This is a genomic window from Paenibacillus sp. GXUN7292 (assembly GCF_050864975.1).
GTDB lineage: Bacteria > Bacillota > Bacilli > Paenibacillales > Paenibacillaceae > Pristimantibacillus.
This window is the reverse complement of the sequence record NZ_JBOZWO010000034.1, coordinates 1-16757: the sequence shown is the minus strand read 5'-3', so window position 1 is coordinate 16757 and position 16757 is coordinate 1. Positions and strand designations below refer to the sequence as shown.

13 protein-coding genes are annotated in these 16757 nt (G+C 44.1%); all 13 read left to right on the top strand.

Annotated elements, in window-relative coordinates; translation table 11 throughout:
* Window positions 1–638 precede the first annotated feature (638 nt).
* The 13 genes from mqnC to aroF all read left to right on the top strand — a co-directional run bounded on the left by mqnC (window position 639) and on the right by aroF (window position 15683).
* Window positions 639–1775, top strand: coding sequence for a cyclic dehypoxanthinyl futalosine synthase (gene mqnC / locus ACRRU2_RS21925; RefSeq protein ID WP_432505012.1), 1137 nt, complete (start codon window positions 639–641; stop codon window positions 1773–1775).
* 156 nt (window positions 1776–1931) lie between these two features.
* On the top strand, window positions 1932–2876 hold the full coding sequence (gene ytxC, locus ACRRU2_RS21920) for a putative sporulation protein YtxC (RefSeq protein WP_331700861.1): 945 nt from the start codon (window positions 1932–1934) through the stop codon (window positions 2874–2876).
* Window positions 2877–3346: 470 nt separating this feature from the next.
* A complete protein-coding gene (gene thrS, locus ACRRU2_RS21915) occupies window positions 3347–5287 on the top strand; it encodes a threonine--tRNA ligase (RefSeq protein WP_432505010.1) in 1941 nt (646 codons plus the stop codon).
* Window positions 5288–5346: 59 nt separating this feature from the next.
* Window positions 5347–5901, top strand: coding sequence for a 3D domain-containing protein (locus ACRRU2_RS21910; protein WP_331700859.1), 555 nt, complete (start codon window positions 5347–5349; stop codon window positions 5899–5901).
* Window positions 5902–5962: 61 nt separating this feature from the next.
* Window positions 5963–6103 (top strand): hypothetical protein, encoded by a 141-nt coding sequence (locus ACRRU2_RS21905; protein ID WP_331700858.1) that lies wholly within the window; start codon window positions 5963–5965, stop codon window positions 6101–6103.
* A 194-nt stretch (window positions 6104–6297) separates the two neighbouring features.
* Window positions 6298–7380: a cell wall-active antibiotics response protein LiaF gene (gene liaF, locus ACRRU2_RS21900; RefSeq protein WP_432505008.1), complete on the top strand. Its 1083-nt coding sequence runs from the start codon at window positions 6298–6300 to the stop codon at window positions 7378–7380.
* Between the two features lie 8 nt (window positions 7381–7388).
* Entirely contained in the window at window positions 7389–8399 is a 1011-nt protein-coding gene (locus ACRRU2_RS21895; protein ID WP_331700856.1) for a sensor histidine kinase, read from the top strand.
* A gap of 18 nt (window positions 8400–8417) precedes the next feature.
* The gene (locus tag ACRRU2_RS21890) at window positions 8418–9077 is read left to right on the top strand and encodes a response regulator transcription factor (protein ID WP_331700855.1); all 660 of its coding nucleotides are present in this window, start codon (window positions 8418–8420) and stop codon (window positions 9075–9077) included.
* A gap of 164 nt (window positions 9078–9241) precedes the next feature.
* Window positions 9242–10822, top strand: a complete 1581-nt coding sequence (locus ACRRU2_RS21885; RefSeq protein WP_432505003.1) for a S1C family serine protease — start codon at window positions 9242–9244, stop codon at window positions 10820–10822.
* Between the two features lie 176 nt (window positions 10823–10998).
* On the top strand, window positions 10999–11700 hold the full coding sequence (locus tag ACRRU2_RS21880; RefSeq protein ID WP_331700853.1) for a response regulator transcription factor: 702 nt from the start codon (window positions 10999–11001) through the stop codon (window positions 11698–11700).
* Complete coding sequence (locus tag ACRRU2_RS21875; protein ID WP_432505000.1) at window positions 11697–13217, top strand: sensor histidine kinase; 1521 nt, start codon at window positions 11697–11699, stop codon at window positions 13215–13217. Before ACRRU2_RS21880 ends, ACRRU2_RS21875 begins: the two co-directional genes overlap by 4 nt.
* A 50-nt stretch (window positions 13218–13267) precedes the next feature.
* Window positions 13268–14218, top strand: a complete 951-nt coding sequence (locus tag ACRRU2_RS21870; RefSeq protein WP_432504997.1) for a 4-hydroxy-3-methylbut-2-enyl diphosphate reductase — start codon at window positions 13268–13270, stop codon at window positions 14216–14218.
* A 400-nt stretch (window positions 14219–14618) separates the two neighbouring features.
* Window positions 14619–15683 (top strand): 3-deoxy-7-phosphoheptulonate synthase, encoded by a 1065-nt coding sequence (gene aroF / locus ACRRU2_RS21865; RefSeq protein ID WP_432504994.1) that lies wholly within the window; start codon window positions 14619–14621, stop codon window positions 15681–15683.
* The last annotated feature ends 1074 nt before the right edge of the window (window positions 15684–16757 follow it).

The following is a 16757-nucleotide window of genomic DNA, read 5'->3' as shown; positions in this document are numbered from 1 at the left end:
AGTCTCCCAGCAGCGCTATTGCGCTCAAAACATCAGATTTCAGAATCTAACGGTTGTCAGAAGCACTAACACGCCCAAAACACCAGTTTCTAGATTTTAACGGTTGTCAGAAGTCTTATTTACCTCAAAAGCAGCTCAAAACTATCAAAAGTTCACAAATAGCGCTGCCCACAACCGTTACAATTTCTAATCAGCCTTTTTTCGCCAAATAGCGCTTGTCAGAACCGTTAGATGTTTTGAGGTATGCTGTATGTAGGTACGTAGGGTTGTTATATGCGAATACAGCTAATCGATAAAGGTGGTACGTGCGTAATACGTTAGAGTGGATGGACCCAGCCTACTAGCCTCCTATTTTATTTATACTGAAACCCAAACTTGATCGCAGGGCCACCTCTTCAATTGCTTGTTGCACAGTCTGAATTAAGCCGAAAGGTTAGAAATATAATGACATAGCTTAGTCTATAAGTCAGGTATCAGGCACCTTGTTAAAAAATTCACAAAAGCGCCTATATTTCGAGAGGCACATCGACGATGGCATAGGTGACTTCAATCCTTTTTCTATGTTAGTATTAATACAGTTGCAGTTTATATATTCATTACGCTTTTAAAATAAATGAATCAAGTTAAGGAGCTTTGCCATGGCTGGAATCGATCATATACTGGAAAAATCGTTGCGAGGCGAGCGTATCAGCTTTGAGGATACGATGGAGCTGTTAGCTTCCGATGAAATTGAAAAAATGGGGCATGCGGCTAATCAGATTATGCTCAAAAAGCACCCAGAGCCGATTACCACATTTGTTGTAGGCCGCAATGTCAATTATACAAATGTTTGTGATGTATACTGCCGCTTCTGCGCATTTTATCGTTCTCCGAAATCCAAAGAAGGCTACGTGCTGGAGGATGACATTATTTTAAGGAAAATTCAAGAAACGATTGATGTGGACGGGACAGAAATATTAATGCAGGGCGGAACTAATCCGAACTTGCCATTCAGCTATTATACGGATTTATTAAAAAAGATAAAACAACATTTTCCGCAAATTACGATGCACTCCTTCTCGCCTGCTGAAATACAGAAGATGAAGGCTGTTTCAGAAGGATTGTCGCTGGATGAAGTGGTTTCCCAGCTGCATGCAGCCGGCCTTGATTCCTTGCCTGGCGGCGGCGCAGAAATACTGGATGACCGTACGAGAATGAAGATCAGCCGTTTGAAAGGCTCATGGACGGACTGGATGGATGTGATGAAATCAGCGCATCGTCACGGCATGAATACGACGGCGACGATGGTGTATGGCTTGGGCGAGACGATTGAGGAACGGGCTTTACATATGCTGCGCATTCGTGATGCCCAGGATGAATGTATAGCGAATGGCTATAATTCCGAAGGCTTCCTTGCATTTATATCTTGGCCGTTCCAGCCGGATAATACGAATTTGAAGCTGGAAAAAGCAAGTCCGGAGGAATATTTGCGAATTGTAGCGGTTAGCCGCATTATGCTTGATAACATCAAAAACTTCCAATCATCATGGGTAACGATGGGTCCTGAAATGGGCAAGCTTTCGCTGCAATATGGCTGCAACGATTTCGGCAGCACGATGATTGAGGAAAATGTCGTATCTGCAGCCGGAACGACTCATAAAGTTAATATTGATTTAATTCTTCAACTGATTCGCGAGGCAGGGAAAATTCCCGCGCAGCGTGATACGAAATATAATATTTTGCGCGTGTTCAATGAGCACGACAAAGCTGAGCGCGACTTTGTTATGCAAAATTAATTTACAAAGCTTGTATGATATAAATCTTAAGCCAAGATTTATGTCCTACAAGCTTTTTTATTTGTTTGCTAAACCAAATTATATACATTCCAAACTCTTCTTCGTATATACCGCGATATTGAACCATATACTTAAACGGTAGAAAGGAGTGAGGTTATGGAACTATTTTGCCTGACGTTACCGAATGAAAATGAAAAATTGGAAAGCTGGGCGAATGATTTACAAAGGCTGCTTATTGACTGTATAAATCGTGATTTACATATACACACCAAGACTAGTCTTAAGAATGACTTGATTTCCTTTGAAATAAACGCTGCTCAGCAAATAAAGTGCAGAGGCAGACTGCCGGATTTTAAGCTTCAAGAGCATGGCGATATCGTATATAAGGGCGCTGCTGACGCTATTGCGCAATTTATTGTAAAAGAGCTTGAGTATATGATGCTTTCCAGCATTATTCAGCGCAAATATTCGCACTACACAAGAGCGGATAAAGAAACTATACTCAAATACAGCAGCAGTATGCTGGCGGGACAGGACTGGGATGGACTAGGCGCTAAATTCCACGAAGCAGATCAAGCAAGGCGCAGAAAAAAAGTTGCAGACGAGGCAGAGCTTTATTTGCAGCTCGAAACAGAAATGAATTTTGCGGGCTTTATTACGTTTCGCCTTGAAGCCTATCGCAAGGAGCTATCCGAAATTGTTGATTATGCGCTTGATGAATTTATGCTCGACAAACAGTACCAGGAGTTTATTTCGCTTCTTAAATATTTTGTTTATTTGCAGGATACTAAAGTTGATCATGTCCATTTGCTCCATAAGGGAGGACAAGAATTCCAGCTGTATGACGGTACCTTCCGATTAATTGAGCCTGAGCATGCAACGGATCGAATTGTAGCCGAGATGATTGAGACAGAGATGAATATTGATGATATGGTCATTAGTTCATTAATTTCTGTATCACCTAAACATATAACAGTTCATACGAAGCATCCGCAGCAGCAGGTAATACGAACCATCGAATCCATCTTTGATCAGCGTGTAACGATATGTCAAAATTGTATCTCCTGCAGCAGTCAGGTTGATGAGATGACGCAATCTTAAGCTGTTGCTATTGACCAGGCGCTTCCGTCCATATATAATTAATGGCGTAGAAAAGCTGTGACAAAGACATGTGCTCGCTAATCGCGATCGGAGCAGAGAGAGGAAACCAGGCTGAAATTTCCTTGCGTATCGCTGGCAAGTATACCACTTTGTAGCTGTACAGTTGAACGGGGCAGATTAGTATCTGCTTATAAGTAAGCTGTACCGGATATCTCCGTTACAGGATATGTGAGGACTGGATGCCTATTATTGGAGCAGATTAAGCAGAGTTTTGCTTAATATTTGCAATTGGCTGAAGTTGAAGCAGGGTGGAACCACGGGTAAAGCACAAGCACTCGTCCCTTTTATGGGATGCGTGCTTTTTTTGTGTCTTCAGAAAGGCTTAAACAGGCAAATCATTAAATGGATGATTCTGCAAAAATCTGTGCGGCAGCATAGAAAGCTGAATATTTTTTAGGAGGATGAAGAAATTGAGTATTAAGGTAACATTTCCAGATGGCGCAGTAAGAGAGTATGACGCTGGAACAACCATTGAAGATGTAGCAGGCTCTATAAGCTCCGGACTTAAAAAAAATGCTATTGCCGGCAAGCTGGACGGTAAAGTTGTAGATATTTATACACCGCTTGAACAGGATGCGGCTGTTGAAATCGTAACGGTTGAATCAGAAGCTGGTCTTGAAGTTTATCGCCACAGTACAGCGCACTTGCTAGCGCAAGCCATCAAACGCATTTATGGCAACAAGACTGTGAAACTGGGTATTGGCCCGGTTATAGAAGATGGCTTCTATTACGATATCGATATGGAGCAGTCGGTTACGCCAGAGGATCTTCTGAAAATTGAAAAAGAAATGAACAAAATCGTTGGCGAGAACTTGCCGATTCGCCGCAGAGTCGTTAGCCGTGAGGAAGCGCTCGAAATCTTCACAGAGCTGGATGACAATTTGAAGCTGGAGCTTATTCGCGACCTGCCGGAAGATTCTGTCATTACGCTGTATGATCAAGGCGAGTTTTTCGATCTTTGCCGCGGACCGCATTTGCCTTCTACTGGCAAGATTAAAGCATTCAAGCTATTAAGCGTAGCGGGCGCGTACTGGCGCGGCGATTCCAAAAATAAAATGCTGCAGCGCATTTACGGAACAGCATTTGCTAAAAAATCCGAGCTGGATGAGCATTTGCACTTTCTTGAGGAAGCTAAAAAACGCGATCACCGGAAGCTGGGCAAAGAGCTTGGCATGTTTACATTCTCGCGCGAAGTTGGACAAGGATTGCCGCTTTGGCTGCCAAATGGCTCTAAAGTGCGCAGAACAATGGAGCGTTATATTGTAGATTTGGAAGAGCGTCTTGGCTATGAGCATGTATATACGCCTGTTCTTGCCAACGTAGAGCTGTACAAAATTTCCGGTCACTGGAACCATTACAACGAAGATATGTTCCCGGTTATGGAGATGGATAATGAAGAGCTTGTGCTTCGTCCAATGAACTGTCCGCACCATATGATGGTTTATAAGAGTGAAATGCGCAGCTACCGCGATCTTCCGATCCGCATAGCCGAATTAGGAACTATGCATCGTTATGAAATGTCAGGCGCTTTGACTGGCTTGCACCGCGTTCGGGCGATGACCTTGAATGATGCGCATCTGTTTTGCCGTCCTGACCAAATCAAGGATGAGTTTGCACGCGTGATAAGCTTGATTCAAAAAGTATACGAGGACTTCGGCATTAAGGAATACCGTTTCCGCTTGTCCTACCGCGATCCTCATGATACTGAGAAATACTTCCAGGATGACGAGATGTGGGAAATGTCTCAGCGCATGCTTCGCGAGGTAGTAGAAGAGCTAGGCCTGCCGTTTTACGAAGCGGAAGGAGAGGCTGCGTTCTATGGTCCGAAGCTGGATGTTCAAATTAAAACAGCGCTTGGCAAAGAAGAAACACTATCTACAGCGCAGCTGGATTTCTTATTGCCTGAACGATTCCAATTGGAGTACGTAGGCGAGGACGGCAAAAAACATCGTCCTGTCGTTATCCACCGCGGAATTATTAGTACAATGGAGCGCATGACTGCATTCCTTTTGGAAAACTTTGCAGGGGCGCTTCCGCTATGGCTTGCTCCAATGCAGGCTAAAGTAATTCCAGTATCAACTGCTTATGAAGGGTATGCGGTTAAAGTAACGGAGCAATTGCGTGAAGCGGGCATTCGGGTTGAAAATGATTTGCGCAATGAAAAGCTTGGCTACAAAATTAGAGAAGCCCAGCTGGAAAAAGCGCCATATATGCTAGTAGTCGGTGAAAATGAAATGCAGGCAGGAGCTGTATCAGTTAGAAAAAGAGGCGAAGGCGATTTAGGCGCTATGCCGGTTGAAGAGCTAATTGCAAAGCTTCAGCAGCAAATAGCAAATAAAGATTTGTCCTAGTCTATGAATAAGGCTTGCAGCATAGGGGCATTCTTCTTCTCAAGGAGGAGTGGTCCCTAATGGCTACAAGCTTTTTTTCTGTTCGGAAAGCAGCAGCATTATTTAGCTGCATGCTTTTGACTATTGCAGCCGGCAGCTTTACCGCTGATGCGAATGAGCATAAAGCTTCCGCAAATAGGCTGGACAGAGAGGAGTATCAGCATAGTGATACAGTAATTGAAGTGGTGGCAACCGGATATACAGCCGGTATCGAATCAACAGGCAAAAAGCCTGGCCATCCGCAATATGGCGTTACATTTTCTGGCGTCATGGTATGCCGTGATCAGGTTTCAACCATCGCAGCTGATCCTGCGATATTTCCAATCGGCTCGTTGTTATATATACCGGGCTATGGCTATGGTGTAGTAGCGGACACAGGAGCAGCCATCAAAGGCAATAAAATAGATCTTTATTTCGAAACGATCGACGATGTTTACAGCCAATGGGGCAAGCGAACTGTACAAGTGCAGGTGCTTAAGCGCGGCAACGGCAAGCTGACCCAGCAATGGCTCGATGAGATTAACCGGTCAGTAGAAGTAAATAAGCCAATCCCGCTTTACTTTCTGGAATCTTAAGGCTTGGATGAACAACCAGTTGGGTTGACATACTAAGCCTGTAAGAAGGAGGTGAGTGATAATGGCTAAAAATAAAATAAATAAAGGAACTCAGCTGCAAGTGAATAATCAACAGGAAGAATATGCTCAGGAGTTCGCTTATCAAAATTCCCTGGAAGAAAATAATAAGGCAAAGAAGAAAAAAACATCCAAAACAAAATAACGAGTGCATGCTGGTTCAATATACACAAGAGATTGCTGTTGCAGCAGCTTTATGCTGCGCAATAGCGGTCTCTTTTTTATTTAAATCAGTCTCTAGACTGAGCTATAATTCAATCGGTCGTCCCTTCAATGTTATTGCGGAGTTATATATACTAAAGCTACAATAGCATTAGGAAGCATAAGGAGCTGTTCAGCATGAAAGGAAACGTACTTAGCCGTATATTTACTGGACTTGTTATAATCGGCATCGGTGTAGTGTTTTTGATGCAGCAGACTGGCTATATAACACTATCCATTGGAGAAATAATATCCACATTTTGGCCGGTCATTCTTATTACAATCGGACTGAAGCAGGTATTTGCCCAAGAGTGTAATGGCGGCGGCTGGTGGGGAATATTTATGGTCGCAATAGGCGTTGTTTTCCTCGGAAGAAACTTGGAATGGTTTGATTGGTCAGTCGGCGATATAATCCGTTACCTCATCCCTGTAATTATTATTGGGGTAGGGCTGCGCATGATGCTTCGTCCGAAGGCAACACAGCAAAAGCCTGAACAGGACGAGTGGCAATATTATCGCCCATATACAGATCAGCAGGAAGATGTTCCGCCAGCACCGCCGCTTCATCCAGATCCAACAAAGCCTGTAGAACCAGACAGTAAAGAAATGAAAAATGATTACACTTCTGAGCAAGATGATTATATTCGCTCAGGTGCTGCTTATGACAATAATAAGCATTACCATGACCCGCACGCGAATGCAACAGGAGATTTTGAAGACGGCTTTAACAAAGAGTCATTTAAGAAATACAAGGCGCAATTCAAGCAATACCGCAGAGATTACAAGCGTGACAAGCATAACCATCACAACCATCACGATGGATGGTGGGATTACAGCTCCAAGTCAGAAAATCGCAGCAGCTTTATTGGCGACATTCATATTGGCCATGAATATTGGGAGCTTAAGCCGATGAACATTTCCCATTTTATTGGCGACACCGTACTTGATTTGACTAAAGCAAATGTGCCTTCAACGGAAACGCGCATCAATATTTCCTCTTTTATCGGCGATGTTAAAGTATATGTGCCGAATGATTATGAAATTGCGGTACAAGTCGTTTCAAGCGCATTTATCGGAGATGTCAAAATATTAGGCCGGCGCGAGGGCGGTATTTTTACTAATGTAAACATTGAATCGCCGCTATATAGAGAAGCAGAGAAAAAAATAAAAATTGTCGTTAGCACGTTTATCGGCGATGTTCGAGTAACTAAGGTAGGGTGAACGACAGAATGATCGTAAATTTAGTTCGCAGCAGCAAATGGGAGTTAATTGGCTTGTTTATTGCCGGAGCGGCAGTTGCGATGGGCGCGACCTTCGCTCTCTGGCATTATTTGGAGCCGAGAGTCAGCTTGAATGAAGCCAGACTCTACTCCTTTTCCTTGTTTATACTTTTAAGCGGCGGATTTGGCTATTGGATTGCCCAGCGTTATGCAGGACGAATAGAGAGGCTGCACATTGGGCTTAAGCAAATTGTGAACGGGAATTACGAGGAGCGTATTGCAATTGAAGGCCATCACTCCTTTTTGCAGCTGTACAAGCAATTTAATGAGCTGGCAGCAATAATAGAGGAGAAGATGAAGCTGCTTCAGCATATGGGCGAGGAAAGGCTGCAGCAATCAGCCTCTAATGAAGCAGCCGTTCATGAGGAGCGAAAACGGCTTGCCCGTGATTTGCATGATACAGTGAGCCAGCAGCTGTTTGCGATACATATGTGCGCCTCATCGCTTTCAAAGCTGCAGCAGGTTGACGCATCCAGAGCCGAATCGGTATTGGAGCAGCTGGTGCAAATGTCCAATCTGGCACAGAAGCAGATGCGGAATTTCATTGCACAGCTGAGGCCGATGGAGCTGGAGGGGCGTACACTGCAGGAGGCGCTCGGCAAATGGTTTCCGGATTTTTGCCGGCAAAATAATTTGCAGGGCGAGCTTGAATGGCGGATCAGCTCTACATTAAGTGAAGCGAAGGAGCATCAACTATTTCTTATCGTGCAAGAAGGCATGGCCAATATTGTCAAGCATGCGAAGGCTCAGCATTGCACGCTTACGATTAGCGAGAATGAGCGGCAGGTTGTAATGACGCTGGCGGATGACGGGGCAGGCTTCAAGGTGGAATCGGTGAAGCGCGGCTCTTACGGCTTATCGACTATGCAGGAGCGGGCTCAGAAGTTAGGCGGAGCAGCTGAAATTATGAGCAAGCTAGGCAGCGGAACGAGAGTAAGAATTACTATTCCGAAATTGTAATAAGGAGAATGACAGGCAATGAGTGTACAAAATACGATTAGAGTAATGATAGTCGATGATCATGATATGGTTCGCATCGGCTTGCGCACCTATTTGATGCTTGATCCTAAGCTGGAAGTAATCGCTGAGGCGGATAATGGACTGAATGCATTGGATTGGCTGAAGCAATGTCCTGCGGAAGAGCAGCCCGATATTATTTTAATGGATCTTATGATGCCGCAAATGGACGGAATTGAAGCAACCAAGCAAATTACTGCTTTATATGACCATATTAAAATCGTTATGCTGACCAGCTTCCTGGAGGACGATAAGGTATATGCTGCCATAGAAGCAGGTGCAGTAAGCTATGTGCTGAAAACAGTGTCGGCAGAGGAGCTCGTTTGGGCGATCGAAGGTGCGATTAAAGGGATGCCGGTTATGACCTCCGATGTATCGCAAGCACTGACGAGAGGCCTAAGGCAGCAAGCCGCTCTCACCGGCGATGAGGATTTGACTGAACGCGAGAAAGAGGTTCTGTTCTTAATCGCAGACGGACAATCCAACAAGGAAATTGCTGAGGAGCTTCATATCAGCATTAAAACCGTAAAAACACATGTCAGCAATTTGTTGATGAAATGCGAGCTGGAAGACCGCACTCAGCTGGCAGTACTTGCACATCGCAAAGGCTGGGTCAAATAAATATGGAATGGAACTGATATTATCGGCAGATAATGACCATCAGTTCTTTTTTTTATGTAGTTTTAAAATCCAATTAAGTTTGTTTTAAGGTAGAATGTGCATGATAGATATAGAGATTACAACAACCTAAATTCATATATACAAGTTTGAGGAGGAGAAATACTATGGATGATCAGAACAAAAAAAATTATGACGACTTCTTTCGCAACGAGCCTAAGGATAACTCCAGCAGCAATAATGAGACGAATCGCTTAGATCAAGAACAGCAGCAGGATTATTACGAACAGCGTCAGGAAAGCACAGAGCAAGGGGCAGATACGCCTAAATCGACAGCTTACTATTACTCCTACGGCCCATCTATTAATGAAAAGCCGCAGGAGGCGCCGCAGCAGGATACGGTTAAGCCTTATACTTATGAAGCAAAAGCGCTTATCGATGAGCCGCAGCGCCAGTTCAAAGCAAGTACGAACGGCAGCTGGAAGGTTGTGAAGGAGCCTAAGCGCAGAACATTCCGCTCCATGTTTCTTTCCTTCCTGGCAGGCGCGCTTGTCGTTGGCGGCTTAATGTATGCCGCAGACACGCAAAACTGGTTTACGAATCTGACAGCGCAGCAGCCTGCGTCAAGCACGGTTCAGGGAAGCGGCGTCACGAATGTTAACGGAGCTGGAAGCAACTCTTCAACATCGACAGCAGTCGTAAGGCCGAATAATATCGCAGAGCTGTCCAAGCAAGCAAGTCCAGCTGTTGTAAAGATTGAAACATATGTTCAGCAAAGCTCGCGAAGAAGCAGCGGCAGTATTTTTGACGATTCCTTCTTCCGTCAATTTTTTGGAGATGACTATCGTTCGGAGACTAATGATTCAGGCGGAGGACAAAGCCAAAGGGTACAGACAGGTATGGGCACAGGCTTTTTCTTTAAAGAAGACGGCCATATTTTGACCAATCAGCATGTTGTCGGCGACGCGGAAGAAATTTTAGTAACTGTGCAAGGCTATGATGAGCCGCTAAAAGCTAAGCTGCTCGGTTCAAGCTATGATTTGGATTTGGCGGTGCTTAAGGTAGAGGGCAAATCGGGCTTTCCAACATTGCCGCTTGGCGACTCGGACAATATTAATATCGGTGATTGGGTAGTTGCGATAGGCAATCCGTACGGCTTCGACCTTACGACGACAGTTGGTGTTATTAGCGCCAAGGAGCGTCCGATTGATATTTCCGATACGCAAGGCGAGAGACATTACAAGCACTTGCTGCAAACAGACGCTTCCATTAATCCAGGCAACTCCGGCGGACCGTTACTTAATATTAACGGAGAGGTTGTCGGCATCAATACGGCTGTAAGCGCACAAGCACAAGGAATTGGCTTTGCTATTCCAACTAGCACGGTCAAAGAAGTGCTGGACAATTTGATAAACAATAAGGAGATTCCTAAAGAGCCAGTGCCGTTTATCGGGGCAGATTTGAGCCCTATAACTGAAAGTATGGCGCAACAGCTTGGCTTGAAATCGACAGAAGGCGCGCTAGTAAAAAATATTTATTATAACACTCCTGCCTTCAATGCCGATTTGAAGCAGTATGATGTTATTATAGGAATAGAAGGCACAAAATATAAGAACCCAACTGAATTTGTAAATGCGATTAAAACGAAAGAGGTAGGCTCAACTGTGCAGTTCAATGTTATTCGCGGCGGCAAAGAAATTACAATCGATGTTGTAATTGGCGACAAGAATAAATTTGGAGTGGAGTAATTCGTCCAATAAGAAAACGCTATTCTTTCGGCGTCCTCTAATACTTTAGAAAAAGCTGCTTTGCAGGGTACACTTTTAAAAAATAGACCATTATAATAGAGAAAAAGGTTAGTTAAAAAGGCAAGCGCAGAGAAGGTTCAAGCTCTGCGCTTTTTGCAGCAAATGGAGGAATGGCCTTGAACAGAGCACAAATTGTAGTAGTAGATGATGATGCAAAAATTACTTCCTTGCTTAGAAGAAGCTTGGCATTCGAGGGATACGAGGTCGTTACGGCTGAAAACGGGGCAGAGGGCTTGCAAATATTAATGAAAAAAGAACCTGACCTTATTATTTTGGACGTTATGATGCCGCAAATCGATGGCTGGGAAGTATGCCGCCGTATTAGAGAAAGCGGCAGTACGACGCCGATTTTGATGCTGACAGCGAAGGATGATATTTCTGAACGGGTAAAAGGACTCGATCTTGGGGCAGATGACTACTTGGTGAAGCCATTCGCCTTGGAGGAGCTGCTTGCGCGTGTACGCGCGCTGCTGCGCAGAAAGACAGACAAGCTGGAGGAAGCAAGCATGCTGTCCTTTGAGGATCTGTCTCTCGATCTAGATTCGCGCGAAGCGATACGCGCAGGCAAGCGAATTGAACTGACGTCCAAGGAATATGATTTGCTGCTGCTGTTTATGCAAAATCCGCGCCGTGTTTTGACAAGAGACAGTATTATGGAAAAAATTTGGGGATATGATTTTAGCGGGGAATCGAATGTGCTTGAAGTATATATTGCAATGCTTCGCCAAAAAGTAGAGGAAGGCGGGGCGGCAAGACTTATTCAAACCGTGCGCGGGACTGGCTATGTACTTCGGGAAAAAGGTGGTTTGGATGGATGACGATCAGGCTGCGGCTGACATTATGGTATTCCAGCTTGCTTGCGGCAACGATGCTGGCACTTGGTGTTTCGATATATTTCTTCATTCAATGGAACACATATGCCGGTGTTAAACAGCAGCTTATTGAACATGTGAATGGCTTGCAAATTTCACAAAGGCTATTTTACGATAAAAAATTGGATTTAAAGCTCGATTTAAACGTACGCCCGAATCCTTTTATGGATGAGAAGGATCTCTTTATTCAACTGATAAATTATCGGGACGGCATTATTAAGCTATCCGACAATTTATTTTCTCAAAACTTTACTATTCCTTATCCGGAGCAAGCGACAAAGCTTAAATCTGGTTTTTTAAAAGTTAAAACAGATATAAATAAACAGAAATTTTCAATGCTTATTTATCAGGTGCCGATTTCTAACGACGGCCAGATCATCGGCTTACTGCAGGTTGGCGCATTTACCTATAATGAAGAGAAGATGCTCGGCAGCCTGCGCATGATTCTGTTTACATCATCCTTGGTCATGCTCGTCCTTGCTTTTTCTATAGGCTTGCTTATTGCCCGCCAAGCTTTGCGCCCTGTTGAAAGGGTCATTCAGGCAACGAAGCAAATTGAAAAAGGATCGGATCTTAGTGTCAGAATTCCTGCCCAAGGGCCGAAGGATGAATTGCATACGCTTGTAGACACGCTAAATGTCATGCTATCACGCCTGGAGAAGGCATATAATGAGCTTGACGAAGCTTATATGGCGCAGCGCAGATTTGTATCCGATGCTTCGCATGAGCTGCGTACGCCGCTTACAACGATTCGCGGCAATATCGATTTATTGCAGCACATGTGGGGCAGGCTGCAGCAAGATATGAATCCTGTAAGCCAAGCAGCCGCCTATCCATTCGATCCGCAGCACTGGCAAATGTCACAGGAGGCGATGGAGGATATATCCGCGGAAGCGAAGCGCATGAGCACGCTGGTCAATGATTTATTGGCGCTGGCTCGCGCTGACGCAGGTTATGTAATGGAGAAGAAAAATTTGCAGCTGCTTCCGCTTGTAGAGGAAGTAGTACGGCGAGCACAGCTGCTGCCGCGCAGCGCGGAATGGCGAATTGATGATTTAACTTTGCTTACGGATGTAACGCTGTACGGAAATTATGAATATTTGCAGCAGCTGCTTTTCATATTTATTGAAAATGCATTTAAGTATACAACTGAAGGCTATGTTGAGCTTGGAGTGAAGAAGACAGGGCAGCATGTCGGAATTATGATCAAGGATACAGGTATCGGCATGAATCCGAACGAGGTTCCGCATGTATTTGAACGCTTTTATCGGGCGGATGAATCGCGCGGCGTAACGGTTGGTACCGGGTTAGGCTTGTCGATTGCCAAGTGGATTATTGATGAGCACAGAGGCACGGTAGAAGTCGTGACCGCAGAAGGAAAAGGGACGATCTTTACGATATGGCTGCCGATAGCCTATGCGGAACAAGCTGCTTCGTCTATAATAGAAGAGAATGAGAATTAAATCTGCTGCGGAAGCAGGCATAATAGAAGCAGAAGGAAGCAGGTGTAGGCATGGAAATTGTAAAGATTTCTCCGCGTGGATATTGCTATGGAGTAGTTGATGCGATGGTTCTTGCATTGCAGACGGCCAAAAATTTAGATCTTCCGCGCCCTATTTATATTTTGGGTATGATCGTTCATAATGCTCATGTGACGGAAGCATTTGAGCAGGAGGGTGTCATTACGCTTGACGGTGCGAATCGTCTTGATATATTAGATCAGGTCAATGAAGGTACTGTTATTTTTACAGCCCATGGCGTTTCTCCTGAAGTAAGAAGAATTGCTCGTGAAAAGGGGCTTTCAGTAGTAGATGCCACTTGTCCGGATGTTACGCGTACCCATGATCTTATTTCCGAGAAAACGGCGGAAGGCTATCATATCATTTATATTGGCAAGGCAGGCCATCCAGAGCCCGAGGGAGCAATTGGTGTAGCTCCTGACGCAGTTCGATTAATTGAGCGTGAAGAGGAAATAGCCGGGCTTGAATATCCAAGTGGCCAGAAGCTGATTATAACGAATCAAACGACGATGTCGCAATGGGATATACGCCATATTATCGAGAAGCTGAAGGAGAAATTTCCGCATGCAGAGGTGCATAATGAAATTTGCCTGGCTACTCAAGTGAGACAAGAGGCTGTTGCTGAACAAGCAGGGACGGCTCAGCTTTGTATCGTTGTAGGTGACCCTCGTAGCAATAACTCCAACCGTTTGGCGCAAGTGTCAGAGGAAATTGCAGGAGTGAAAGCTTACCGCGTTGCTGACGTATCTGAGATAAAGCAGGAGTGGCTGAAAGGGATAGACCGGGTTGCAGTTACCTCGGGAGCATCGACACCGACACCGCTGACGAAGGAAGTCATCACGTATTTGGAACAGTATGATCATAATGATCCTTCAACATGGGCGATTAAACGGACAGTTGATATGAACAAGCTGCTGCCTAAGCTGCGTACTAAGACAGTCTAGCAAAGAAATAAACCGCTTTTAGCGATGGGATAGCCCATTGCTTGAAGCGGTTTTTTTGTATGTTTATTGTTTGTTCGTCGGCAGGCGCGTCTGAGGGCCAGTGTGAAGAGGAGACCTGCTGAAATAGATTTTTTTAACAAAGCCCTCGTATGTAAGGCAGGTTTATTATTTATATTTCTATTTTGAATGATCTAAGTGTTGACGGAAAAGGAGTAATCGTGTATATTTACTTTATCAAGTAAAAGCATAAAAGCATAGAAGCGAAGAAGCGTGTATGCATAAAAGCGGGCAAGCGAAAAAGTGGATGCATTTATTGTCGTCCTTATTAATCGAAAAATCGAAGAAGAAAAATGAAATAATAATGAGCGCCAAGCAGCGCAATTATAAAGGAGAATGAGTCATGATCGTAGTAACGAAAGCTAATATTTCGGATGAAAGAATTAATGAAATTGTAGATCAAATTCATAAAGCAGGCGTAGAGGCGCATGTATCAAAGGGGACCGATCGCACAGTAATCGGGATTATTGGCAAAGCTGAGCCAACGCTAGCTGAGCATCTTCGCCAAATGAAGGGCGTAGAAAACGTAGTGAAAATTTCAAAATCCTATAAGTTAGCAAGCCGTGATTTCCACCCGGACGATACAATTATTGACATTAAATGTGTGAAGATCGGTGGCGATAATCTTGTTATTATGGGAGGTCCTTGCGCGGTTGAATCACCTGAGCAAATTGACGAGATTGCACGCCTTGTCAAGGCGGCAGGCGGTCAGGTGCTGCGTGGCGGCGCATTTAAGCCTAGAACAGGCCCATACAGCTTCCAAGGTGTTGGTGTAGAGGGGCTTGTCATGATGGCTGAGGCAGGCAAGAAGCACGGTTTGCTTACCATTACAGAGGTAATGACTCCTGAATATGTAGATGTATGTGCGGAATATGCTGATATTTTGCAGATAGGCACTCGCAATATGCAGAACTTTGATCTTCTTCGCAAGCTTGGAACGATTCAAACGCCTGTATTACTGAAGCGAGGCTTCAGTGCAACGTATGATGAGTTATTAAATGCTGCTGAGTACATCTTGGCGGGCGGCAATCCTAACGTTATGCTATGTGAGCGTGGTATACGTACATTTGAAACATACACGCGCAATACGCTGGATTTGACAGCTATTCCTGTATTGCAATCCTTGAGCCATCTTCCTGTCATTTCTGATCCAAGCCATGGCACGGGCCGCCGAGAGCTTGTTGAACCGATGTCGAAGGCATCCGTTGCAGCAGGCGCTAATGGCTTAATCGTTGAAATGCATACTGATCCAGACAATTCAGCGACTGGCGACGGCGTACAATCGCTATTCCCTGACCAATTCGCCAATCTGCTTAAAGACCTTGAGCAGCTTGCTCCATTGGTAGGCAAACGGTTCGATACGGAAAAAGCCCCAGCGAATGCATTCGTGGAATGGAAAAAGCTGTAGAAGCAAAGCTATCATGCAATTTTAACTATACCAGGTAATTCATATAGCAGTTGCAGACAATTGCTGCTGGCTTACAATTATCCATATAAGCATAGCTCGGAAACATTCTGGGCTATGCTTTAATTTATGGAAGTATCATTGCTGATGTAAGTAAGACAAACGTTTAGCTCGCTGGGAGCATGAACGACTTGTATTGCAAAGAATAAAGTTGATGTTAGAAGTTTGTAAATGTAAATAAGCAAGCTGAAAGCAAGAACGCTGTATGTTACGATGTTACGATGCATGTAAGCTATTGTATGTAAATTAATGAAGGCAAGCACACCGTATGCCCGGACGAGGGACGACAGTTGATCTATGTAAGTATGTGAATTATAAGTAAGTTGTATGTGGGGATGAGGCTGTAAAATATGTTGTAAGTGGATTGTTGTAGATAGGGAGTGTGTATACCGAGTAAATGATTCTAAATGTATTTCTTCAGGCTGTTGAAAAACGCTAACGGAACTGAGACACACTATTGTACGGATATCAGCTTATTCTAAAATCTAAAGGAATTGAGAAACCTTATTTACTCAAAATCACTACCTAAACGGGGAAAGATCACCTATAGCGCTCCACAGTTCCGTTACAGTTTTAACACTCCTTTTTATTGCTAAATAGAGCTTCTCAGTTCCGTTACAATTCTAAACAGATGGTATTACGACTTTTTGTTCGGTTATTCAACTTCTACAACCAATCGACGGCGTCCGGCTTACTGATTTAGGTCTGTTATCCGGGCTATTTAGCCGTTGCAGAGCTTTTTCAACAGCCTGAGTTTTTCAGGCTGTTGAAAAACCGAAACAAGTACTTTGCAACGATGGCAAACTCTATTTTGTGGAAGCGCCGATTTTGAGGTGGCACCGACCAATTGTATATGAAATTTCATATATATTGAGACGTTTTGAGGTGGCACCGACCAAATCTGTATGAAATTTCATATACAATTATGTTTTTTTGGGCATTTCAGCGTATTGTATATGAAATTTCATATACATTGAGACGTTTTGAGGTGGCACCGACCAATTGTGTATGAAATTT